General features: G+C 45.9%; 20 protein-coding genes. 17 read left to right on the top strand and 3 right to left on the bottom strand.

From position 1 onward, the window contains the following. The first annotated feature begins 320 nt into the window (after positions 1-320). The 5 genes from ABIA61_RS07035 (at position 321) to ABIA61_RS07015 (ending at position 4666) form a co-directional block, all read left to right on the top strand. Positions 321-1010 (top strand): TerC family protein, encoded by a 690-nt coding sequence (locus ABIA61_RS07035; RefSeq protein WP_044647291.1) that lies wholly within the window; start codon positions 321-323, stop codon positions 1008-1010. A 162-nt stretch (positions 1011-1172) separates the two neighbouring features. Next, positions 1173-2117, top strand: a complete 945-nt coding sequence (locus tag ABIA61_RS07030; RefSeq protein WP_404580516.1) for a Gfo/Idh/MocA family protein — start codon at positions 1173-1175, stop codon at positions 2115-2117. 68 nt (positions 2118-2185) lie between these two features. Next, positions 2186-2506, top strand: a complete 321-nt coding sequence (locus tag ABIA61_RS07025; protein ID WP_283652342.1) for a hypothetical protein — start codon at positions 2186-2188, stop codon at positions 2504-2506. Positions 2507-2561: 55 nt separating this feature from the next. Then, the gene (locus tag ABIA61_RS07020; RefSeq protein WP_283658019.1) at positions 2562-2846 is read left to right on the top strand and encodes a DUF6171 family protein; all 285 of its coding nucleotides are present in this window, start codon (positions 2562-2564) and stop codon (positions 2844-2846) included. A gap of 335 nt (positions 2847-3181) precedes the next feature. After that, positions 3182-4666 (top strand): alpha-N-arabinofuranosidase, encoded by a 1485-nt coding sequence (locus ABIA61_RS07015; protein WP_404580515.1) that lies wholly within the window; start codon positions 3182-3184, stop codon positions 4664-4666. A gap of 107 nt (positions 4667-4773) precedes the next feature. Here ABIA61_RS07015 and ABIA61_RS07010 read toward each other — a convergent pair whose 3' ends face one another. Next, positions 4774-5592, bottom strand: coding sequence for an AraC family transcriptional regulator (locus tag ABIA61_RS07010; RefSeq protein ID WP_283652340.1), 819 nt, complete (start codon positions 5590-5592; stop codon positions 4774-4776). Positions 5593-5754: 162 nt separating this feature from the next. On the opposite strand from ABIA61_RS07010, the gene ABIA61_RS07005 reads away from it, so the two are divergent. From ABIA61_RS07005 to ABIA61_RS06980, 6 genes are all read left to right on the top strand, one after another. Then, complete coding sequence (locus ABIA61_RS07005; protein WP_283652339.1) at positions 5755-6861, top strand: Gfo/Idh/MocA family protein; 1107 nt, start codon at positions 5755-5757, stop codon at positions 6859-6861. Between the two features lie 18 nt (positions 6862-6879). Next, on the top strand, positions 6880-7647 hold the full coding sequence (locus tag ABIA61_RS07000; protein WP_283652338.1) for a sugar phosphate isomerase/epimerase family protein: 768 nt from the start codon (positions 6880-6882) through the stop codon (positions 7645-7647). Next, the gene (locus tag ABIA61_RS06995; protein ID WP_283652337.1) at positions 7640-8722 is read left to right on the top strand and encodes a Gfo/Idh/MocA family protein; all 1083 of its coding nucleotides are present in this window, start codon (positions 7640-7642) and stop codon (positions 8720-8722) included. Before ABIA61_RS07000 ends, ABIA61_RS06995 begins: the two co-directional genes overlap by 8 nt. A 77-nt stretch (positions 8723-8799) precedes the next feature. After that, positions 8800-9768, top strand: a complete 969-nt coding sequence (locus ABIA61_RS06990) for a sugar phosphate isomerase/epimerase family protein (protein ID WP_404580514.1) — start codon at positions 8800-8802, stop codon at positions 9766-9768. A 20-nt stretch (positions 9769-9788) separates the two neighbouring features. Further along, entirely contained in the window at positions 9789-10520 is a 732-nt protein-coding gene (locus tag ABIA61_RS06985; protein WP_404580513.1) for a ThuA domain-containing protein, read from the top strand. Between the two features lie 268 nt (positions 10521-10788). Further along, positions 10789-11112, top strand: a complete 324-nt coding sequence (locus tag ABIA61_RS06980) for a winged helix-turn-helix transcriptional regulator (protein ID WP_044647281.1) — start codon at positions 10789-10791, stop codon at positions 11110-11112. 78 nt (positions 11113-11190) lie between these two features. Here ABIA61_RS06980 and ABIA61_RS06975 read toward each other — a convergent pair whose 3' ends face one another. Further along, positions 11191-11469, bottom strand: coding sequence for a hypothetical protein (locus ABIA61_RS06975; protein WP_404518881.1), 279 nt, complete (start codon positions 11467-11469; stop codon positions 11191-11193). 330 nt (positions 11470-11799) lie between these two features. Between ABIA61_RS06975 and ABIA61_RS06970 the strand changes: the two genes are divergently transcribed. After that, positions 11800-12567, top strand: a complete 768-nt coding sequence (locus ABIA61_RS06970) for a DODA-type extradiol aromatic ring-opening family dioxygenase (RefSeq protein ID WP_404580512.1) — start codon at positions 11800-11802, stop codon at positions 12565-12567. A 271-nt stretch (positions 12568-12838) separates the two neighbouring features. On the opposite strand, the gene ABIA61_RS06965 is transcribed toward ABIA61_RS06970, so the two are convergent. Beyond that, the gene (locus tag ABIA61_RS06965; protein ID WP_283652334.1) at positions 12839-13555 is read right to left on the bottom strand and encodes a Crp/Fnr family transcriptional regulator; all 717 of its coding nucleotides are present in this window, start codon (positions 13553-13555) and stop codon (positions 12839-12841) included. A gap of 259 nt (positions 13556-13814) precedes the next feature. Between ABIA61_RS06965 and adhE the strand changes: the two genes are divergently transcribed. From adhE to ABIA61_RS06940, 5 genes are all read left to right on the top strand, one after another. Then, positions 13815-16427, top strand: a complete 2613-nt coding sequence (gene adhE, locus ABIA61_RS06960; protein WP_283652333.1) for a bifunctional acetaldehyde-CoA/alcohol dehydrogenase — start codon at positions 13815-13817, stop codon at positions 16425-16427. 326 nt (positions 16428-16753) lie between these two features. Further along, positions 16754-19015: a formate C-acetyltransferase gene (pflB, locus tag ABIA61_RS06955; RefSeq protein ID WP_283652332.1), complete on the top strand. Its 2262-nt coding sequence runs from the start codon at positions 16754-16756 to the stop codon at positions 19013-19015. Between the two features lie 65 nt (positions 19016-19080). Beyond that, positions 19081-19839 carry a pyruvate formate-lyase-activating protein gene (gene pflA, locus ABIA61_RS06950; RefSeq protein WP_283652331.1) on the top strand — a complete coding sequence of 253 codons (759 nt, stop codon included), beginning with the start codon at positions 19081-19083 and terminating at the stop codon, positions 19837-19839. 6 nt (positions 19840-19845) lie between these two features. Further along, a complete protein-coding gene (locus ABIA61_RS06945) occupies positions 19846-20064 on the top strand; it encodes a hypothetical protein (protein WP_404529613.1) in 219 nt (72 codons plus the stop codon). After that, complete coding sequence (locus ABIA61_RS06940) at positions 20061-22280, top strand: copper amine oxidase N-terminal domain-containing protein (RefSeq protein WP_404580511.1); 2220 nt, start codon at positions 20061-20063, stop codon at positions 22278-22280. Before ABIA61_RS06945 ends, ABIA61_RS06940 begins: the two co-directional genes overlap by 4 nt. Positions 22281-22389: the final 109 nt, after the last annotated feature.

The raw sequence follows: 22389 nt of genomic DNA, 5'->3' as shown, positions 1-22389 counted from the left end.
TGTCGCTTATACAGAAAAAAATAGGGTTCACATTCCTGATAATGTGTGCTATACTGCCACTAACAGAATAGTTCCCAAAGGGGAGTAGCTCAACGAGTAAAGTCGTCATTACGGGATTTTTTAAATCCCCGGCTTTATTGGCAACGTAATGTTGTAAGCGAGACCTTTGCCAGGATTTTTGGAATCCGGGTAATGGTCTTTTTTTGATGCTAAATTTGGGTCAAGCGCCGTTTCCGGATTCCGTGAAATGGCGCTTTTTTAGTATAAAGCGCAGAACTAAGTACAGTATAACAAATAAATAAAGAAGGTGGGAGAAACGTATGGATTTTTTGTCAATCGAGTTTTTAACCGCACTATTGTCAATCATTATCATTGATTTGGTGCTGGCTGGTGACAATGCGATTGTGATTGGTCTGGCAGCCCGTAATGTCGAGAAGGCCAATCAAAAAAAGGTCATTATTTGGGGGACGGTCGGCGCGGTTGTCATTCGAGTTATCGCTACTTTGCTGGTCACGTACTTACTGGAAATTTACGGCTTGCGTTTAATCGGGGGGCTTGCGCTCATCTACATTGCTTACAAGCTGCTGGTTGAGGAGAAAAAACATGAAATCTCTGCAACCAATCAAATGTGGGCAGCGATTCGTACCATTATTATTGCCGATACCATGATGGGGCTCGACAATGTACTTGCCGTTGCAGGAGCAGCTCATGGAAATATGTTGCTTGTTATTTTGGGACTGGCGATCTCCGTTCCGATTATGGTATGGGGCAGTACAATTATCTTGAAGCTGACCGAACGTTTTCCGATGGTCATTACAATTGGAGCTGCTGTACTGGCCTATACTGCTGCCAAAATGGTAGTGGCCGAGCCGCTGATTGCACATTGGTTCACGAATGGGGTCGTCAAATACGGATTTGAAGTTCTAGTCGTTGTTCTGGTCGTAGCCATTGGAATGCGTGTTAAAAAAATAAAAAGTGAAAAAACAAGAAAACAAGCGCTGCACGCCTAAGTTAAGCACACTGAAATCATCGTAGCTGAAGCTGAAGGCTCATGCATAGAGGCTGTTCCGTCAGGTCTAACTGGATCGGGGCAGCCTCTTTTCTTTGCTTGTCAGCTGACTTCCATGTAAACTAGACAACAGAAGAAATGAGTCATCAGAGGTGGGTATGATATGAATAAGCAAACGAAAACAAGAGTGGCTATTGCAGGTCTGGGCGGTATTGCCCGCAAAGTGTATTTGCCGCTGCTGACTGCGCACGAAGGTGTAGATATTGTAGGAGTCATGAACCGTTCGCAGGAGCCGGTTAGTTCCATTATGGAGCAATACAGGCTGCCGAGAGGAACGACGGATGTAAAGGAAATGCTGGCATGGGAGCCGGAGGCTGTATTCATACATGCTGCGACCGAAGCCCATTTTGATCTGGTTATGGCGTGTATTGAAAAAGGTGTTGCGGTGTATGTGGATAAACCTCTGTCCTATGATGTGCGTCAAAATCTGGAAATGACCGCGTTTGCGGAGGCACAGGCTGTGCTGCTGGCGGTCGGCTTTAACCGACGTTTTGCCCCGCATTATGTAGCTGCTAAAGCGTGGCTGGAGGAAGCAGGAGGTTTCAGCCAATGCGCGGCGATCAAGCATCGGACTGGATATGATCAGAGACTTGCGGCACAGACGGTTTATGATGATTTGATTCATATGCTCGATCTGCTATTGTGGCTGGGTGGCGATGATTATGAGCTGCTGCATAGCAGTCTGGACACGACGAGTGAAGGATATATGAACGCTGCATTCGGGTCGGTACGTTTGGGAAATGCCTCCGGTAGCTACAGTATGAACAGACAGGCAGGGGCTGACATTGAGAGGCTGGAGCTGCATGGGGCAGGTCGTTCCGTCGAGGTGACCAACATGGAACAGGCTATTTTTATGCAAAAAAATAAGCCGTCATTGTCACAATCTTTTGGAAGCTGGGACACAATTCTGGAAAGACGGGGATTCACCGGAGTGGTAAATCATTTTCTGGAGCATATTCATCGTCCAGAGGAGTGCAGTGTGCGTGCTGGCAGGGTGCTGGAAAGTCATATGTTGGCGGACGAACTCATTAGCCGTTTGAATGACTAACACAGAAGGAACGACAGCCATCAAGGCAGTCGAGACATCGAGAAATAGATTGAAGGAGAAATGAACGAATGGAAGAGCACAACCGCGGTAAACAGTTAGAAGAGGCTATCATCGAAAATTATAAGCAGGAAGAGGATATGATGATCCTTGTGTTTGCGCAATGGTGCATCAATCACGGGCTGGAGCCAGAGGAGCTGTATCATGCAGCTTATCCGCAGCAGGATAGCAATGAGCGTCTGTTGCGAGTACGTAAGCTGACCGTATCGCGTGAAGAAGCGGGAGATATTCCACTAGACACAGTATTAGGAGTGCTGTCCATGTTCGGAAATGAGGACTTGGCGATGGTCGTATCTGAAGCGGCTGCCCAGCTCCCGCCGGAACGGAAATAAGGTCCTCCAGCCGCATGTACTCAGGACGTTGTTTGAAAGAGAGGGTAAGCCGATGATGGAAGGTATAACCGCACCAAACACCTGTAAAGGGTGTGAAAGGGACATCGCTATTTCGGAAGAGCAAATTACCAGAATTATAAACAACATGAGGCCCGGAATGGAATGTGTGACCGATGATGTGTACGAGACCAGACTGTTAGCTTGCTCGCAATGTGATGAGTTAATGGGTGGGCATACGTGCAGCATCAGCGGAAGTATTGTCCGTGTACGCGCTCTGGCAGTCAATCAAAATTGTCCCGGCTATAGCGGTTCTCGCTGGCAAGGGACATCCTTGAAATGAAGTAGGCTCAGACTCCACTGAACATGCGGCTGTTTCTGTGATCACGAGCTAAAGTGGACATACCATGGTCTGCCTTGAGGGCAGACTTTTTGGTTTGGGTGGAGCTATGGGTTAACGATTGACAAATAGAAGGCAATAAAATATATTAAACATGTAAAATATTTTTGTTTAATTATTAATATTTACATTAACTATCTAAGCTGTTACATTGCATGATTGTAAACGTTGAGATGGAAAAGAGAATCAGGTATACGCCATATTTTTTAATTTTATGAAAGCGTAATCATTGAAATGTATAGTCTAATGAACTTTACTATTTTTGAGGAGGGCTTGTCATGAAGGGTTCTATTGTTGTGCATACAGATTGGGAGCAAGGCGTTATTAATAAAAATATTTACGGACAATTTGCCGAGCATCTTGGACGATGTATTTACGAAGGTTTGTGGGTTGGACAGGATTCCCCGATTCCAAATACGGACGGGATTCGCAATGATGTGGTAGAAGCGCTCAAAAAGCTGAATATTCCTGTGCTGCGCTGGCCAGGTGGCTGTTTTGCCGATGAATACCATTGGAAGGACGGCATCGGACCGAAGGAAAATCGCAAAAGAATGGTCAATACACACTGGGGTGGTGTGGTTGAAAATAATCATTTTGGCACCCATGAGTTTTTTCAGCTGTGTGAGCTGTTAGACGCTGAGCCTTATATTTGCGGGAATGTTGGCAGTGGTACGGTGCAGGAGATGTCGGAGTGGGTAGAGTACATGACCTTTGACGGGGAATCCCCTATGGCCGCATGGCGGCAGGAAAACGGGCGTGAGCAGCCATGGAAGCTTAAATATTTTGGCGTAGGTAACGAAAACTGGGGCTGTGGCGGCAATATGCGTCCGGAATATTATGCTGATCTGTATCGTCGTTATCAGACGTATGTCCGTAATTATGGTGATAACCGTATCTACCGGATTGCGGGCGGGGCCAATGTGGACGATTATCGTTGGACCGAAGTGCTGATGCGTGAAGCTGGGCATCTTATGGATGGCTTGAGTCTGCATAACTACACGGTCCCGGGCACCTGGGAAGCGAAACGGCAAGCACTTGGTTTTGATGAAGCGGAATGGTTTGAGACGATGAAAAAATCATTACGTATGGATGAATTGATTACACGCCATTCTGCTATTATGGACCAATATGATCCTGACAAACGGGTCGGAATGATTGTAGATGAATGGGGAACCTGGTTCCTGACCGAGCCGGGTACCAATCCGGGCTTCCTGTATCAGCAAAATACGATGCGCGATGCGCTGGTAGCCGGACTGCACCTGCACATTTTCCACGATTATCATGACCGTGTACAAATGACGAATATTGCTCAAATGGTCAACGTTTTGCAGGCTATGGTTCTGACCGAAGGACCTGCTATGCTACTGACGCCGACATACCATGTATTTGAAATGTTCAAGGTGCATCAGGATGCACAAGCGCTGGCTACCCATGTAACCGTAGGCAATTATGAGTATGATGGTAATTCCATTCCACAGGTGAGTGTGTCCGCTTCCAAGGCGCAGGACGGATATATTCATGTGAGTTTGTGCAACGTCCATCCGGGCGAGGCGGCTTCCTTGAATCTGGAGCTGAGAGGGCTGGAAAACGTTAAGCAAATTAGCGGCGTTGTTCTCGCCAGTGACGATATGCAGGCACACAATACATTTGATCAGCCGGAGCGTGTGAAAACGGAAACTTTCACGTCCTTCCAGCAGCAAGATCAGAGCCTGGATGTTACACTGCCACCGATGTCAGTAGTGATGCTGACGATTGCACCGTAGATATTTTGCAGACTCAGAAGAAATATGAAGTATAATTTTGAAATCGGAACAAAACAAAACCTTGATGGAGCAAGAAAGGCTCTCTCAAGGTTTTATTTTTACCAATACTACAATTGCTCGCGGTGGATCACTCTGAATTCCTTGGGCGACATGCCGAAGCGGGAGCGAAATACGCGGTGAAAATACGTATAGTTTGCAAAACCGGACGATTCGGCTGCCTGTTCCAAAGACATGGGGCTGAAAATAATGCGCTCCCTCGCCATGTTGAGCCTGATATCCAGTGTGTACTGCATAATACTCGTATTAAATGTTTCCTTGAACAGATGTACAGCTCTGGATACGCTGATGCCGATGTGTGAGGACACGTCATCCAGCTTAAAATTGGAAGAAGCATTTTCTTCAATATAATTTTTAATCTGATAAGCGAGATAATTATGATGGGTGGAAGTCGGATGCTCGGATAGCATACGGTCAAACTCCAGGCAAAGAATGCGCATGTAATAGCTCGATATTTCCGGATAAGGATTAGAAATACGCCGCTGCTCCATCACAAGCTGCCGAAATAGGCCAAGCAGTGCTTCGGTAAGCTGGACCTTGATGCGGTTGGGCCGTTTGTGATGGTGCCACCACTCATCTACCCAGGAGCCTCCAAAAAAAATGTGATAATCTCCGCTCTCCACGACCTGTTCCCCCATGGGATTTAACTCACTGTGAATGTCCAGCTCATAAGGCTCGATAGGATTGAACAGCAGCAGGTCACCCGCCTCAATCCGTGTCATTTCCCCGTTAATGCGGGCCTGGCAGCGTCCGTCTGTTTGTAGACGAAATAAATAATTTTTGATCCCTTCGGGCTGGTTCGAATAAAAGGGCTTACGATGGAAGGAATAGCCTGCGGTAAGAACCTGACAAGGCTCGACGATAGACATGATGATGACTCCTTTGGGCATATGGCTGCTTCAAATATTGACCAGATTGTTCATGTTTTAATCATATTATTCATTTTAAACGAAACGGAAATAGAATACTATTGTGTCTGTAAGGCTTATAACAGAATACAGAACATGTTGGAGGCCAGGGGGTGTGACGACGTGGAACGAATGAAGGCCGGGATTATCGGCTGCGGTAACATTAGCGCGGTATACCTTGAAAATCTCCAAAACAGTCCGCTTATCGAAGTGGTGGCCGTGGCTGATTTATTGGAGGAAAGGGCCAAAGCGAGGGCCAATGAATTTAACATTGAAAACGCATACAAGGTAGATGAATTGCTTCGTCAGCCCGAGATTGAGCTTGTTTTTAATCTGACCGTGCCTGGCAGCCATGCACTAACGGATATGGCGATACTGGAGGCAGGCAAGCATGTGTACAGTGAAAAGCCTTTGGCGGTTTCCTTGGAGGATGGCAAACGCGTTCTGGATCTAGCCAAGGCAAAAAACCTGCGTGTCGGCTGTGCCCCGGATACATTTCTTGGCGCGGGTATTCAGACTGCACGCTATGCCATACAAAACGGAATGATTGGGCAGCCCGTAGCCGCTACTGCCTTTTTTATGGGTAGAGGTCCCGAGTGGTGGCATACTGATCCGGAATTTTTCTATGTCGCTGGAGGCGGTCCGATGTTTGACATGGGACCTTACTATTTGACGTCGCTGATCCATGTGCTGGGTCCGATCCGGCGAATCAGCAGTTCAGTGGGCATTCAGATTCCTGATCGTTACATACATTCCGGTCCCAAAAGCGGCACACCGCTGCGGGTACAGACACCAACGCATTTGACCGGAACGATGGATTTCCATAACGGAGCCATTGTAACGCTCATTGCCAGCTTTGACATTCAGGGGGCGACGGATCTGCCGCGTATTGAAATTTATGGTACGGAAGGAACCTTAAGCCTGCCTGATCCGAACTTTTTTAACGGAGATGTCAAGCTTCGCCGATCTGGAGAGGAAACCGCAGAGCTCGTGGAACCTTTATTTGAGTGTGGGAAGAACGAACGCGGAATAGGTGCGGGTGAGATGGTGAGAGCCATTCGCAGTGAAAAGAACCACCGTGCTAACGTGGAACTGGCCTATCATGTATTAGAGGCTATGCACGCTTTTCAGCGCTCCTCATTGGAAGGTAAGCATATTACGTTGGAAAGTACATTTGAGCCAGACGAGGATTTGTATCATGGAACAGATATAACGATTCATCCATCCTAATTGAAGAGGTGAAGGACAATGGCTAAAGTAGGATTGCAATTGTACACAGTAAGGGAAGAACTTGAACAGGATTTTGAAGGTACGTTGCGCAAGGTAGCTGAGCTGGGCTATAAAGGGGTTGAATTTCATGCCTTTTTCGGACGTAGTGCCAAGGATGTCAGAGCGCTTTTGGATGAGCTGGGCATAGAAGTTATTGGAACTCATATTCAATATACCCGCCTGCTGGACCATTTGGATGAGGAGATCGCTTACCACAAAGAATTGGGCAACAAGTACCTGATCGTTCCTTATTTAACCGAAGAACAGCGCCAGTGGGATGAGATTTTTGCCAATTTGCATCGTATTGGTGAAAAAGTGAAAGAACATGGCTTAGTTCTGGCTTACCATAATCATGATTTTGAATTGACGGAGAAAATTAGTGATCGTCCGGTATTTGATGTTCTATATGATGCAGTTCCCGCTGATTTGTTGCAGGTCGAAATGGATACTTGTTGGGTATACTACGGAGGCTATGATCCTGTGGAATACATCGGACGTTATCGCGGACGCCTGCCTATCATTCACTTAAAGGATATGGCACGTGACGAGCAGCACAAAGCAGTTACCGTAGAGCTTGGCAAAGGAGAAGTGCAGCTTCAGGCCATTACAGACGCCGCTATTCAGGCAGGCGTGAACTGGATCGTCGTGGAACAGGATTTCAGCTCGAATCCTCCAATCGAAAGCATTGAAACCAGCTTTAAGTGGCTCCAACAATACGCAGCTCAGGGAGGAAATATTCATGTCTAAAACACTCAAAATCGGAATTATTGGTTGTGGGGGCATTGCTACTGGCAAGCATTTGCCGAGTCTTGCCAAGCAAAAGCGTGCAGAGATCGTTGCTTTCTGTGACATCATTCTGGAACGTGCGGAGGAGGCCGCAGCAAAGTTTGGTGCTGAAGGCTCCCAGGTTTATAGTGATTACCGTAAGCTGCTTGAAAATAAAGACATTGAAGTCGTACATGTATGTACGCCCAACGACTCGCACTCGGAAATTACGGTAGCTGCGCTTGAGGCAGGTAAGCATGTGCTGTGCGAGAAGCCGATGGCCAAAACCGCCGAGCAGGCTCGAGAAATGCTAGATGCTGCGAACCGTACAGGTAAAAAGCTGTCCATTGCGTATCAAAACCGTTATCGCAATGACAGCTTGTACCTGAAACAATTGGTCGAGCAGGGAGAGCTTGGCGAAATTTACCTAGGCAAAGCAATTGCTCTGCGTCGCCGCGCGGTTCCAACTTGGGGAGTATTTCTGGATGAAGATAAGCAGGGCGGCGGTCCACTTATTGATATTGGGACGCATGCGCTCGACCTGACTCTCTGGCTGATGGATAATTACAAGCCTAAAAGCGTTCTGGGCTCAACCTTCCATAAACTCGGAGATCGTAAAAACGCGGCGAATGCCTTTGGACCGTGGAACCCTGAGGAATTTAAGGTGGAGGATTCTGCCTTTGGTTTTATTACCATGCAAAATGGAGCCACTATTGTATTGGAATCCAGTTGGGCACTGAACGTTGTAGAATTTGGCGAAGCCAAGACACTGTTATGCGGGACTGAGGGCGGAGCCGATATGCAGGATGGTCTGCGTATTAACGGGGAGAAGAACAGCCGCTTGTTTGATACGAAAATTGATCTGGATGCGGGCGGTGTAGCCTTTTACTCCGGAGAAACGGAAAACGAAGCGGATCGCGAAGCCCGTCTGTGGATCGAAGCCATTCTGGACGATAAAGAGCCGCTTGTGAAGCCGGAACAGGCACTGGTAGTTACTGAAATTTTAGAAGCTATCTATGAATCGGCGCGTACAGGAAAAGCCGTCTATTTTGATTAAGCCCGCAAGTATCCTGAATAGGCCATCATTATAAGATAAGCAGCTTCTTTCACATATAATACAGGGAGGGATTACGTTTGAAACTTGGAGTATTTATGGTATTGTTCGGCGGACGTTCACTGGAAGAGGCTTTGGACTATGTAGCATCCCAAGGACTGGATGCAGTAGAAATCGGCACAGGCGGTAACCCGGGCGATAAACACTGCAAGCCGGATGAACTGCTGGACAACGAAACAGCGCTCAAAAACTTCAAAAAAGCAGTAGAGTCCCGTGGACTGACCATTAGCGCACTCAGTTGTCATGGCAACCCGATCCATCCGCAAAAGCATTTGGCACAGGCTGATCACGAGGCGTTTCTTAAAACGGTTCGTTTGGCAGAAAAGCTGGAAGTTCCCGTTGTGAACACCTTTTCCGGCTGTCCGGGTGATCATGAGGATGCGAAGTATCCGAACTGGCCTGTTGCGCCGTGGCCGAATGATTTTCAGGAAGTGCTAAAATGGCAATGGGAAAATAAAATTATCCCTTACTGGACCGAAGCCGGAAAATTCGCAGCAGATCATCACGTCAAAATCGGGCTGGAGCTGCATGGTGGCTTTTCCGTTCATACGCCAGCGACCTTGCTTCGTCTGCGTGAAGCGGTCGGGGAGGTCATTGGTGCCAATCTGGATCCGAGCCATATGTGGTGGCAGGGTATTGATCCGGTACAGGCGGTTCAAATTCTGGGCCGAGAGGGAGCCATTCACCATTTTCATGCCAAGGATACGACGATTGACCCGATTAATGTGAATAAATACGGTTTGACCGATATGCAGGATTACTCGAATATGCTGGATCGCGCTTGGCAGTTCCGTACTGTCGGCTATGGACATGATATCAAAACATGGGCGGATATTATTAGTGCTCTTCGCCTGGTGGGTTACGATTATGTAGTGAGTATTGAGCACGAGGATGGGCTGATGTCCGTTGAGGAAGGCTTTACTAAAGCCGTCCACAATCTTCGCCAGGTCCTCATTGAAGAACCGCTGAGCGAGATGTGGTGGGTCTAACCTAATAGGGGGAAGTATTGATGATTAACGTCACCATTTGGAATGAGTTTTTGAACGAGAAGCTGAATGATGAAGCCAAACAGGTATATCCTGATGGGATACACAAGGCACTGGCTGATGGCCTCTCAGGCGAAGGGTTCGCAATTCGAACGGCTACGTTACGTGATGATGCTGAACATGGTTTGGGAGAAGAAATCCTGAATTCTACAGATGTGCTGTTGTGGTGGGGGCATAAAGCACACGATCAGGTGAGTGATGAAGTTACAGCCCGTGTTGTAAAGCGGGTAGAGGAAGGTATGGGCTTGATCGTGCTGCACTCGGGACATTTTTCCAAGCCGTTCAAAGCCCTGATGGGCACAAGCTGTGATCTCATATGGAGAGTGGCAGGAGAACAGGAAATTATTTGGTCCGTAAATCCATCCCATCCCATTACGAATGGAATTGACGCCAAAATTTTGTTAGAGCGCGAAGAGATGTACGGTGAGTTTTTTGATATTCCAGCGCCGGATGAATTGGTCTTTGTCAGCAACTTTGAAGGTGGAGAGGTATTCAGAACCGGTTGTACCTTCCGTCGTGGCAGTGGTAAAATATTTTATTTCCGCCCGGGTCATGAAACGTATCCGACCTATTACCAGCCCGATATTCTGAAGGTCATTGCCAATAGTATACGCTGGGCTTATCCGACAGGTATAGTTAGACCAGTATATGGTAAAAGCGAGCCTGTTAGACCTCTCGGTGGGGTATTGGTATAATTTCCATTTATTTATTCCAATAAGCATGATATTGAACAGACTTGCAGGCGGAAATCTCTTGAGATTCCGTCTGTTTTTTATTTAACGCATTTGCCATATACCTCTTATGTAGGTTTGTTGTATAATCAGCTTTGGTCATGGCAACTTTATCGGATCAGGTATTAAATTAAGAAGAAAGTGTTTTCTTTCGGGATAAAGTATGCTAAAATTATATATACTAACAAAAGGAAAGCTTTATCAAACCGAAATGCTAAAGAAGGTGAAAAATATGGAGGTTCAACCGCAACTTACAAAAATGTGTCCGCGTTTTGAAAGTGCCTTTTCATGTCTGGGTAAGCGTTGGAACGGACTCATTATTCAATCCATGATGAGCGGTCCCAAGCGTTTTAAGGATATTTCCAATCTGATTCCTACAATGAGCGATAAAATGCTGTCTGAGCGGATGAAGGATCTGGAGAATGAAGGAATTCTTACACGTCATGTATACCCGGAAACTCCTGTCCGCATTGAATATGAGCTGACAACCAAAGGCCGTGCACTTCAGCCGGTAATGGAACAGATTCAATATTGGGCCGAGGAATGGATTAGATGAGTACCAAGCCGAATAAACGTTTTTCATAGCAAAACAGCCTTTTTCCTAGGAAAAAGGCTGTTTTTTATTTTGTAATACTTAATAAACTTTGGCGCGGCCTGCGATTGAAAACAATCCTGTCGCAGTACGACGGGGGACACGGGTTTGAATATCGAGCGCTGCTGTACGGAACGTACCGAGGCAGGAATGGCAAAGCCTTCCCGCATAAATCGGGGAATGGCAAGACTCGCAAGGATAATCAAGCTGGCTATAGGTGGAGGGAAACTTGCCTGCTCTCACCCAGTCTGTAAGCAAATCCATAGGTGTATCGGTTACTTCACTAAGCTGGCGAGTATGAGTAGTGGGATGTTTCCACAAATAGTTAGAACAGCGGTCATAAAATAAATTTTCTTCTTGAATACAAGTATTGCACAGGTTTCTAAGATTTTGGCGGAAAACGGAACCACACTTTGGGCAATTAGCAGTATGTATCTCCATAGAAACCAGTCCTTTATATCGAGTTATAGTGAATATTTAGTTACATACTACTATGACTTTATACCTATATCAATCTTTATTTAAGGAAGCGACGATTTTTAAGTGTATGCTAAAATCTGCATTGACATAACCTTGTTACTTATGTATTATTACTTACATAAAGTTACTTGTTGAGAAAAATAAATTGATAAATGATAAGGGGATTTTCACATGATGCCATCTTTGTTTTTAGCCCACGGATCACCTATGCTTGCTATTGAACAGACAGAATATACTGCCTTTCTGGAGCAGCTTGGAAAGAGTATTCGCCCGAAGGCTATTGTTATCTTTACCGCCCATTGGGAAACGCAGGCATTGACAGTTAGTTCGATAGACGACGTTTACGATACGATTTATGATTTTGGCGGTTTCCCGCCGGAGCTGTATGCGGTGAAATATCCAGCGCATGGTTCGGTGAAGCTGGCGGCCAAGTTAAAAGAATTATATGAGCAAAAGGGTATTGACGTACAAACGGACCGGGTGCGAGGGCTGGATCATGGGTCCTGGACACTTTTGCATCGTATGTATCCTGAGGCGGATATTCCGGTAGTCCAGATTTCCGTGAATCCGTTTCTATCGCCTAAAGCACAATATGCTATCGGTGAAGTGCTGCGGGGGTTGGGTGAGCAGAATATTTTGGTCATTGGCAGTGGTGTAACTGTTCATAATCTGCGCATCGTCAAATGGGGAGAAACGAAAACAGAGCCTTGGGCACTTGATTTTGATGACTGGATTATTGAAAATGTACAGAGTGGAGATGTGGAGGCTTTGGATCGCTATGAAAGCGAAGCCCCATATGCTCGTCAAGCGGTACCGAGAGCTGAACATTTTGTACCGTTGCTTATTGCCATGGGGAGTGGAGATCCGGCGAATAAGGCCAAGGTCATCCACAGGAGCTATGAGATGGGGAATTTAAGTTATCTGTGCTTCCAGTTCTAAAAATGTGGAGAAGGGTGTTAGTGGGATGTTAGGCGCTTCGCGATCCATTTGATCTTACGATCGCTGTTGCAGCGGGATTCTTTTGGGTTTTATAAAACATTTAGAGGTGAGAATCCCGCTGCAAAGGCGAACGCTTCGCTTCTTCAGATTCAAATGGATTGCTCCGCTGCTGCCCGCCATTTAGGTGGAGTGGGAGTGTAAAATTAAGAGAGTGTTCTGTAAGCCATACAGTTTACAGAACACTCTCTTTTACATAAAATAAAACAATAATTTAGATCCGGCAAATCTCACGCGGGCACAGCTCACAATGACATACACCTTGCAGCATTTCCAAATCCTTTACGACGATCATGCCATTATCATATTCGACTGCATTTTTTTTACGCAAATCACTCAGCATCCGGTTTACACTTTCGCGGGTGGCACCGATCATATTGGAGAGGTCGGTATGAGTGATTTTTTTATGAATAAGGATATGTTCCCCATGAGGCTCACCATAGGTGTTACACAGGCGGATTAGCGTGGAGCATAGAGCACCGGGCTTGCCGTACATCATCAGATCACGAAATTTGGTCTGAGTAATACGGTGGTGGGACCCCATCCATTTCATAAAGTCAATGGCAAAATCACAGTGCTGGCAAATAAGCAGCTCCAAATCCGTATGATCGACAACACCGATATCACTGTCCTCCAGAACTTCGGCAGAAAAGGAGTGCTTGGTACCGAAAAATGGATCAGCTTGACCAATCAGATCGCCGCTTTGGTACATATATAGTATAAGTTCCTTACCCTCATCCGTTGTTTTCGTTACTTTCACGCGTCCGCGCTTGATATAAAACAGCTTATCCGCTGTATCTCCTTCCCAGAACAGATGTGAGCTTTCTGGCATGACCCGATCTTTCATCATCACTTGCAGCCGGTTGAAGCTGGTCTCCGAGAAGCAACAGGTGTTGCCGCGGGCTTCCATTACGTTTGCAGGGTTTCTCATCGTCCATTTCCCCTTTGTTTCCTTTGTTTTTTTATCTGCAACTTGATCAATTCAAATTCATTATATACCTGTGCTATGCGTTTTTGGGGCAAGAAGAGGGGGTAAAAGTGGCAGAATTCCAAACTTTGTGATTTAATTCACTTCATAAAATAAAATTTTAAATAGATTGTGAAAAAAATCACAATATATCTTGAAAAGCTGTGTTACGATCAGTGCGTGAACAAGAGATAGTACACGAGATAACAGGAGGATGAGGGAAATGGCTGTTAAAAACGAGGTTATCCAAAAAGAGCAAAGCGCTGAGCAGTATATTCAAACACTGATTGACCGGGGGAACCGGGCACAGAAGGCTTTTATGAGTATGAATCAGGAGCAGATTGACGAAATCGTACAAGCTATGGCAATCGCAGGGATGGATAAGCACATGCATCTGGCGAAGCTGGCTGTTGAAGAAACAGGACGCGGTGTGTATGAGGACAAAATCATTAAAAACATGTTTGCAACAGAATATGTCTATCATAGCATCAAAAATGAAAAAACCGTTGGTGTCATTGAAGATAATGACTTTGACAGTTTTCAAAAAATAGCAGAGCCCGTCGGCATCATTATGGGGATCACTCCAGTGACTAATCCGACTTCAACTACAATGTTCAAAGCGTTGATTGCTATTAAAACACGTAACCCGATCATCTTTGGTTTCCATCCATCCGCTCAATCGTGTAGTGCGGAAGCAGCTCGCGTTTTGCTTGAAGCAGCCGTCAAACATGGTGCTCCGGCAGATTGTATTCAATGGATTGAAGCTCCATCGATGGATAAGACAAATTCACTCATGAATCACCCGGATGTGGCGCTGATTCTGGCAACTGGTGGATCAGGCATGGTTAAGGCGGCATATAGCTGCGGTAAACCTGCTCTGGGTGTAGGCCCAGGTAACGTGCCTTGCTTTATTGAAAAAACAGCAGACATCAAGCAGGCTGTGAACGATCTCATCCTCTCCAAATCTTTTGACAACGGTATGATTTGTGCTTCCGAGCAAGCGGTTATTATCGAAGAGCCAATCTTCGAACAAGTGAAAAAATTGATGATCGCTAACGGCTGCTATTTTGTAAATAAAGAAGAAGCAGCTAAGCTCACTCAAGGAGCTATGAATGTCGAGAAATGTGCAGTGAACCCAGCTATTGTCGGGCAGTCTGCTGTAAAAATTGCTGAAATGAGTGGTATCACAGTACCAGCAGGAACTAAAATTTTGGTCGCTGAGATTGAAGGGGTAGGAACAAAATTCCCATTGTCTGCGGAAAAATTGAGTCCTGTATTGGCTTGCTATAAAGTGAAAAATGCGGAACAAGGTATTCAACGCGCTGCTGAAGTCGTGGAATTCGGGGGCATGGGCCACTCGTCCGCTATTCATTCGAACGATGAGGACGTTATCGCTCGGTTCGCAAACCGTTTGCAAACAGGCCGTATCATTGTAAATTCGCCTTCCACACATGGTGCGATCGGTGACCTCTACAACACCAACCTTCCATCGCTGACACTGGGTTGTGGTTCGTACGGACGTAACTCGACTTCGTCGAACGTATCGGCAGTCAACTTGATTAATGTGAAAAGGGTGGCGAAACGAACGGTGAATATGCAATGGTTCAAAGTACCTTCCAAAATTTATTTCGAAAAAAATTCGACTCAGTATCTTGCTAAAATGCCTGATATCACACGTGTAGCCATTATCACAGACCCTATGATGGTGAAACTCGGATATGTGGATCGTGTCATTCATTATTTACACCAACGCCAAACGCCAGTAGCTATCGAAGTGTTCTCTGAAGTAGAGCCAGATCCATCGACAGTTACGGTAGAACGTGGTACTGAAATGATGAGACGTTTCCAACCGGATTGCATTATTGCATTGGGCGGCGGTTCGCCGATGGATGCGGCTAAAGGCATGTGGATGTTCTATGAATACCCAGATACTGATTTCAACAACTTGAAACAAAAATTCATGGATATCCGCAAACGGATCTACAAATACCCGCGTCTTGGTCAGAAGGCACAATTTGTAGCCATTCCTACAACCTCGGGTACAGGTTCGGAAGTTACGTCGTTCGCAGTTATTACAGACAAAAATCAGGGCAACACGAAGTATCCGCTGGCTGACTATGAGCTGACTCCTGATGTGGCAATTATTGACCCTGAGTTTGTATACTCGCTGCCTAAAACAGCTGTAGCGGATACAGGTATGGACGTACTGACGCATGCTATCGAGGCCTACGTGTCCGTAATGGCTAGTGACTACACAGACGGTCTGGCGATTAAAGCCATTCAACTGGTATTCCAATACCTGGAGCAATCGGCTCTGACTGGCGACAAGCTGGCTCGTGAAAAAATGCATAATGCTTCCACACTGGCAGGGATGGCGTTTGCCAATGCATTCCTGGGTATTAACCACAGTCTTGCGCACAAATGGGGCGGACAATACCATACAGCGCACGGTCGCACGAATGCCATTTTGTTACCACACGTCATTCGTTATAATGCGAAAAAACCAACGAAGTTTGCTTCGTTCCCTAAATATTCGCACTTTGTTGCGGATGAGCGTTATGCAGAAATTGCACGCATACTGGGACTGCCTGCCCGTACAACGGAAGAAGGGGTTAACAGTCTGATCGAAGCGATCCGCAAGTTGAACAAAACACTCGGTATCGAGGAATCGTTCCAGCAAATCGGCTTCGATGCGAAGGATTTTGAATCGCGTGTAGATTATCTGGCTGACCGCGCTTTTGAGGATCAATGTACAACTGCGAATCCGAAGCTGCCGCTGGTTACCGAATTGGCTGATGTATACCGCAATGCCTTCTACGGACGTTTTGACCAATAATATATAGGTACGAAGAGGCTTGTGACTAAGCATTTTCCCGTTAATACCAACGCAGGCTCTCTATATAGAGGGCCTGTTGGTTTGGGAAGGGGGGTGAACGGCAAGGATAAAAGTACGGGCGTGAAGCTAAAGAAAATAAAGTGATAAATGTCACCTGTATTGTGATTTTTGTCACATACTACACTCTATCATTATTCTACAATAAGGGTGTAAGAAAGGTCCCGACACTGAGCGTAAGGCATCGGTGAAAAGGCCGGGCTCGAGACACTATTTTAATGTGAAAAAAATCACAAGTCCGGAAGACCAAACAATTTGGAGGGATTTACATGTCGGTGATTGAGAGAGAATTACAAGAGCAACAATCTGGCTGGAGAGGTTTCAAAAAAGGTAAATGGACTAAAGAAGTCAACGTCAACGATTTTATTGAAACCAATATCTTACCTTATGTCGGTAACGAGGAATTTCTAGTTGGTCCTACTGCCAACACAACTGCACTGTGGGATATTGTATCCGATCTTACCAAAAAAGAGTTGGCAAACGGTGGCGTGCTTGATGTAGACGTGAATACGCCATCCACCATTATTTCACATAAGCCGGGCTATCTAGACCGGGATAAAGAACAAGTTGTCGGTGTACAAACAGACGCTCCATTCAAACGCTCTTTGCAGCCGTTTGGTGGAATCCGGATGATGATCGACGCTTGCAAAGCCTATGGCTTTGAAGTACCGCAAAGCATTGTTGATATCTTCACTCATATTCGCAAAACGCATAATCAGGGTGTATTCGACGCTTATACCGATGATATGAGAGCAGCTCGTAAAGCGGGTATTATCACTGGTTTGCCAGATGCATATGGTCGTGGTCGCATTATCGGTGACTACCGTCGTGTAGCACTGTACGGCGCAGACTTCCTGATTAAAGACAAAAAGGCTCAACTGAAAAGCCTTGAAGTGGATTCCATGGAAGAAGACGTAATTCGTCTGCGTGAAGAAATTTCCGAGCAAATTCGCGCTTTGAACGAGCTGAAACAAATGGCTGCTGAGCATGGTTTCGACATCTCAAAGCCTGCTAACAACGCAAAAGAAGCTTTCCAATGGGTGTATTTTGGCTATCTTGCAGCGATCAAAGAACAAAATGGTGCAGCAATGTCCTTGGGACGTGTATCTTCCTTCCTTGATATTTATACTCAACGGGATATGGAAGAAGGCGCAATGACAGAAGAGCAAGCACAAGAATTGGTCGATCATTTTGTTATGAAACTGCGTATTGTTAAATTCCTGCGCACACCTGATTATAATGAACTGTTCAGCGGAGACCCAACATGGGTAACTGAATCCATTGGCGGTATGTCCATTACTGGAGAAACTCGGGTTACTAAAAACAGCTTCCGTTTCTTGCACACTCTATACAATTTGGGACCTGCACCGGAGCCAAACCTGACTGTACTGTGGTCAGAAAAATTGCCTGAAGGTTTCAAAAAATATTGTGCCAAAGTTTCTATTGAAACTAGCTCCATTCAGTATGAAAATGATGATCTGATGCGTCCGATTTATGGCGATGATTATGGTATCGCTTGTTGTGTATCGGCAATGAAAATCGGTAAACAAATGCAATTCTTTGGTGCCCGTGCCAACTTGGCTAAAGCTTTGTTGTATGCCATCAACGGTGGTGTGGATGAAAAATCAGGTGCTCAAGTGGGCCCTGAATATCCTGCAATTACAGGTGAAGTGTTGGATTACGAGGAAGTGCTGAGCCGCTTCAAGCCAATGATGGAATGGTTGGCAAAACTGTACATGAACACTTTGAACGTTATTCACTACATGCATGACAAGTACAGCTACGAACGGATTGAAATGGCGTTGCATGACCGTGATATTGTCCGTACGATGGCTTGTGGTATTGCTGGTCTGTCCGTTGCAGCCGATTCCCTGAGCGCCATTAAACATGCGAAGGTGAAACCGATCCGTAACGAAAAAGGCATCGCCATTGACTTTGAAATTGAAGGGGAATACCCTTGCTACGGTAATAACGATGATCGTGTAGATAACATCGCAGTAGAACTGGTAGAGTCCTTCATGGGCATGATCCGCAAGCACAAAGCTTACCGGAATGCGATTCCTACTCAATCTGTATTGACCATTACTTCCAACGTGGTGTACGGTAAGAAAACAGGTACAACACCGGATGGACGTAAAGCTGGCGAACCGTTTGCACCAGGTGCGAACCCAATGCACGGACGCGACAAAAAAGGTGCTTTGGCTTCCCTTAGCTCCGTAGCTAAGTTGCCTTACGAGCACAGTCTGGATGGTATCTCGAATACCTTCTCTATCGTGCCTAAAGCACTGGGTAAAGAAGAAGAAACACGCAAAACGAATCTCGTTTCCATGATGGACGGCTACTTTGGAAGCCATGCGCATCATCTGAACGTTAACGTGTTTGCTCGTGAACAATTGCTGGATGCGATGGATCACCCAGAAAACTATCCACAGCTTACGATTCGCGTATCAGGCTATGCCGTTAACTTTATCAAGCTGACTCGTGAACAACAGCTGGATGTCATTAATCGTACTTTCCACGGTACAATGTAACAAAGCTTTACGTATCACATATTACAACGACGCACGCATAGCGGATGCGGGAAGGAAGATGCAACATGCTGAAAGGTCACATACACTCATTGGAAACCTTCGGGACCGTAGATGGTCCTGGCATCCGCTTCGTGCTTTTTATGCAAGGATGCTTGTTAAAATGTCAATATTGCCACAACCCGGACACCTGGGCTTTAAATGAAGGCAATCCAATGACACTGAAAGAGGTATTGGCTGAAATTGAGCCATATTTAGCCTACTACCGTTCTTCGGGAGGCGGATTGACCGTATCCGGTGGAGAACCGACACTGCAAGCTCATTTTGTAGCAGAGCTGTTCAAAGAAGTGAAGCAACGCTGGAATTTGCACACGACGCTGGACAGTAACGGTTTTAATGATGCAGGCCGTATCCATGAACTGCTGGACGTAACAGACTTGGTGTTGCTGGATATTAAGCATATTGACAACGACAAGCATATTAAGCTTACAGGCAAGTCCAATGACCGTATGCTGAGTACGGCACGCTGGTTGTCTGAACAAGGGCGCAAGATGTGGATTAGACACGTGTTTGTACCGGGTATTCATGATGATGAGCAGGATCTGCTGAATTTGGGACGGTTTATCGGAACGTTGAACGGAGTCGAAAAGTTCGAAATTTTACCCTACCATCAAATGGGTGTATACAAGTGGGAAATGCTCGGCAAGGCGTATCCGCTGGAAGGGGTTCCTTCCCCTACAGATGAAGAGGTCCAACGGGCTTACCGTCTCATTGAAGAGGGCCGTCTGGAGACTGCAGGGATAAATGTCGCCGTCCGTCCGTCATAATGTTGAATGACCGTTAAAATACTTTCTGTTTATGAAGCCGCCGCCCCATCAGGTCAGATGGGGCGGCGTTTTTTTGTTGTAGTATTTCTTGCAGCCACAGGAGAAAGTTCCCTTTTTTTCATGTTCAGAAAAATTCCCAGCAACTTTTGGGCAACAGCCGCGTCTAATAGTATGACTTTTTACGGGGATGATAATAATTTGGTAATAGAAGGAGACAGAGAATGAATTTCAAGAAATGGACCATGCTCACCGCGCTTGCGGTAGCCCAGGTGGCTGCAGTAGCCCCTGTAGGAGCAGAAGCAGTATCCACTGTTCAATCCACCGATTCGGTTAGCGGACAGCAGGCTCAGGCCAATGTCACAGATTCCGGCGTTGATAATAGCATCGGGGGACAAGATAGCACTGGAACACAAAATGACATGGTGACACCTGATAACACAGGCGTATCCAATGATCCATTGTCTGGTTTGCCGACGGATACAACCAACGGATCGAACGTATCCAATGATGTATACGGTGGGGACGGAACGATCATCAACCCTAGTGGTTCTCCAACATCCATGAGTGCAAATCAACTGATTTTGTATTTGAACAGCGCAAAAATGGAACAAAACGGACAGGTGTACACGGCGACTCAGCCGATGACAGTCAAGGACGGTGTTTCTTATGTAGCTATCCGTTCGCTTGTCAGCCGCGTCGGATTACAGTTTAGTTATGACACTGCTACCAAGGAAACCGTTATCACCCAAGGTACAAACGTGCTACGCTTCAAGACTGATAGCAAAATTTATACGGTTAACGGTGAGGCTCGACAAATGAAGGGACCGGCATTCCAGCAAAAGAACGTATTTATGGTGCCGTTGACCTCTATTACACAGGCCTTGAATATTCCTTATACTGTAAATAATATTACAAAACAGGTTATTATGGATTTGAATCAAAAGCCTAAAGCTTCCTTCACGGTTCAGCAAAAAGATATCTATGCAGGCCAAACGACAGTTACGTATCTTACGAAGGAATCTTCTCCTACAGGTCTTCCGATTGTGAACCAGCGTTGGGAAGGCAAGCAGGATGTATTTCAGGAGCCGGGTACATATGTAGTTACATATTCCGTTCTTGATTCGGCAGGGAACTGGAGCGATCCTTACTCCGTGACCATCACAGTAAGACCGCCAAACCAACCGCCGGTGGCTCTGTTTACGACTGATAAAAAAGAATACAAAATGGGTGAAAAAATTACCATTACCGACTTGAGTACGGACGATGAAAATGCCATCACCAAGCGTGACTGGGTGAACAAGAAGCTGGCGTTTTTCGAGCCAGGTGATGTGACCATTACACTGACCGTGACCGACAAACATGGCGAAACGGGTACAGTAAGTCAAACGATTAAAATTACGAATGAACTGCTGTACAATGAAGATGATTTCAACAAAATCTTCACGCCCTTTGGTGATAAATACAGTGTAGATGGCAGTCAGGTGCCTACCATGGCTACCATTCCGGTAACCAGTACATCTTCACCACGCCTTCTGATCCGTGCTAACAGCCCGGAACGTGTATTCCAGGATGGCATTGTGTATCAGGAAATGGGATCAGGCAGCACACGTATACTCGTCCATCATGTGAATGAAACGGGCAGAGATGTAAAAATGTACGTTATCGCAACCAACAATAATATTACTGCTACCAATCTGAACGTCGAAAATTCCGGTTTCGCCGGCCCATCTGAGTTTGCGACGGCTGCGGGTAAGATTTCGATTCAGCGGTACTTTCAATCCATGCAGGATGGAAGCAAACGTTCCAGCACAATTCTGAATCCAGGCGAAAGCCGCGTTATTTTACAGGATTTGAATGCGCAAAAAATTAAGCAAAAACAGGTCATTTCTCTCTTATCCGACTTGTATACGGATCAACCTATTCAATACACAGTTGTTGTGTTAGATGCAAATGCAGATCCGTTGACTGCAATGCCTACTCTCGCAAAACTGCCTAAGGACGGCATTCATAACCGTGGAACGTATGCGAATTCGGATATTACGCTTCAATATACGGAAGAGGTTGGTAAAACAGCTCAGCGTATCGTTCTTGGCGACAATAAAGTAGACCCGAACCTGCTTGGTTCAGACGGTCTGGACGGTTCTTCTTCCTCCAATGCGGGTAATTTTGGTGTTGTGTATAAGGTTAAACTGGATCGCGTAGCGCCGTATTCCCTGATTACATTTAATCCGCGTGGTGGTGAATACTCTGGCTATGCTATGGTGAATAATCAGGTCGTGGGTATCCCGACGAACGGCTCCGTGTGGGCTCCGAATGAGATGAGTGTACTGTATCGTACAGGTCATATCGAGGAAAGTGTAGAGATGTATTTCACTGCTGCGGCGGGTAGTAACTTGCCAGTTTCCGTGGTAGTTATGCCATTACCAGCTATTAAAAATTAATATGAACATCCGGTTTTGTTTATCGGTTTAGACCGAAGGGTCTCATCATTCACCGTTTAAAGTCAGATCACTTACAGAATAAAGGCGTTCTCCTGTTGCGGATTCGGTT

Source organism: Paenibacillus sp. RC21 (genome assembly GCF_044907935.1).
Lineage (GTDB): Bacteria > Bacillota > Bacilli > Paenibacillales > Paenibacillaceae > Paenibacillus > Paenibacillus terrae_A.
This window is presented reverse-complemented; position numbering and strand designations above follow the sequence as displayed.

What these genes read in the sequence shown, in the direction of transcription:
- ABIA61_RS07035 (WP_044647291.1), top strand. Translation starts at nt 321, where the DNA reads ATGGATTTTTTGTCAATCGAGTTTTTAACCGCACTATTGTCAATCATT.
- ABIA61_RS07030 (WP_404580516.1), top strand. Translation starts at nt 1,173, where the DNA reads ATGAATAAGCAAACGAAAACAAGAGTGGCTATTGCAGGTCTGGGCGGT.
- ABIA61_RS07025 (WP_283652342.1), top strand. Translation starts at nt 2,186, where the DNA reads ATGGAAGAGCACAACCGCGGTAAACAGTTAGAAGAGGCTATCATCGAA.
- ABIA61_RS07020 (WP_283658019.1), top strand. Translation starts at nt 2,562, where the DNA reads ATGGAAGGTATAACCGCACCAAACACCTGTAAAGGGTGTGAAAGGGAC.
- ABIA61_RS07015 (WP_404580515.1), top strand. Translation starts at nt 3,182, where the DNA reads ATGAAGGGTTCTATTGTTGTGCATACAGATTGGGAGCAAGGCGTTATT.
- ABIA61_RS07010 (WP_283652340.1), bottom strand. Translation starts at nt 5,592, where the DNA reads ATGTCTATCGTCGAGCCTTGTCAGGTTCTTACCGCAGGCTATTCCTTC.
- ABIA61_RS07000 (WP_283652338.1), top strand. Translation starts at nt 6,880, where the DNA reads ATGGCTAAAGTAGGATTGCAATTGTACACAGTAAGGGAAGAACTTGAA.
- ABIA61_RS06995 (WP_283652337.1), top strand. Translation starts at nt 7,640, where the DNA reads ATGTCTAAAACACTCAAAATCGGAATTATTGGTTGTGGGGGCATTGCT.
- ABIA61_RS06985 (WP_404580513.1), top strand. Translation starts at nt 9,789, where the DNA reads ATGATTAACGTCACCATTTGGAATGAGTTTTTGAACGAGAAGCTGAAT.
- ABIA61_RS06980 (WP_044647281.1), top strand. Translation starts at nt 10,789, where the DNA reads ATGGAGGTTCAACCGCAACTTACAAAAATGTGTCCGCGTTTTGAAAGT.
- ABIA61_RS06970 (WP_404580512.1), top strand. Translation starts at nt 11,800, where the DNA reads ATGATGCCATCTTTGTTTTTAGCCCACGGATCACCTATGCTTGCTATT.
- ABIA61_RS06965 (WP_283652334.1), bottom strand. Translation starts at nt 13,555, where the DNA reads ATGAGAAACCCTGCAAACGTAATGGAAGCCCGCGGCAACACCTGTTGC.
- adhE (WP_283652333.1), top strand. Translation starts at nt 13,815, where the DNA reads ATGGCTGTTAAAAACGAGGTTATCCAAAAAGAGCAAAGCGCTGAGCAG.
- pflB (WP_283652332.1), top strand. Translation starts at nt 16,754, where the DNA reads ATGTCGGTGATTGAGAGAGAATTACAAGAGCAACAATCTGGCTGGAGA.
- pflA (WP_283652331.1), top strand. Translation starts at nt 19,081, where the DNA reads ATGCTGAAAGGTCACATACACTCATTGGAAACCTTCGGGACCGTAGAT.
- ABIA61_RS06945 (WP_404529613.1), top strand. Translation starts at nt 19,846, where the DNA reads ATGACCGTTAAAATACTTTCTGTTTATGAAGCCGCCGCCCCATCAGGT.
- ABIA61_RS06940 (WP_404580511.1), top strand. Translation starts at nt 20,061, where the DNA reads ATGAATTTCAAGAAATGGACCATGCTCACCGCGCTTGCGGTAGCCCAG.